The organism is Paracoccus sp. SY (genome assembly GCF_002901215.1).
Classification (GTDB): Bacteria; Pseudomonadota; Alphaproteobacteria; order Rhodobacterales; family Rhodobacteraceae; genus Paracoccus; species Paracoccus acridae.
Genome location: NZ_NWMQ01000187.1, coordinates 1 through 642 on the forward strand (window position 1 = coordinate 1; position 642 = coordinate 642).

A 642-nucleotide genomic window follows, 5' to 3' on the forward strand; every position below is an offset into this window, starting at 1 on the left:
AGTACTCATTGGCGCTGTCTCCGACGGGCTCTGGAGCAGCTCCGCAACGTTGCCTCTCAGGATGCCCGTGTTCAAGCCATGGAGGATGCCTGGGCTGCCTGGCCTGGCGCCGACCGGCTGCACGCCATGACGCTGGATGCGCTTGCCGCGCACGAGAGGGAAGCGGACGCCCTGACGCGAGCCGCCCTCGATCTGCTCGAAACGCTCCAGAAATCAGTCGATCAACCGCCCGAAAACGAGCGGTCCCCTCTACAAGATACAAGCGAAGATTTTTCCTTGTCTTGTGATGCCCGCACCGAGGGCAGAGGGTCTGCGGTGGAGGTGGTGTTCGGCCAACCTTCTCGTCAGCCAACGGTGAGCAGCAGACAAGACGCCGAAGATGGGTGTAAGGGTGGGCCGAACGCGGCCAGAAGCGAATGGCTCACCAAAGTCGGCCCTGAGCGGCTGTTCCGGCTCGCCTCACCCGAGATGCAGTTCTACCTGTCCGGGCGGGCTGATCCCGAGCGCCTGAGGTTTCACGACTTCGTCTGGACGGCGGAGCGGCGCGTGCTGGAATTGGGCATTCACCCCTCTGCCTGGTCCGATGCCTTCACAGCCATGGGCGTGGATGGCGCAACGGTGGCCATGCTGATCCTGGACGCG

The 642-nt window shown here is 63.7% G+C and carries 1 pseudogene; it reads left to right on the forward strand.

Going from position 1 to position 642, the window contains the following annotated elements:
- Positions 1 to 78: 78 nt before the first annotated feature.
- Positions 79 to 642, forward strand: a pseudogene (locus tag CK944_RS22490) (hypothetical protein); the annotation flags it as partial.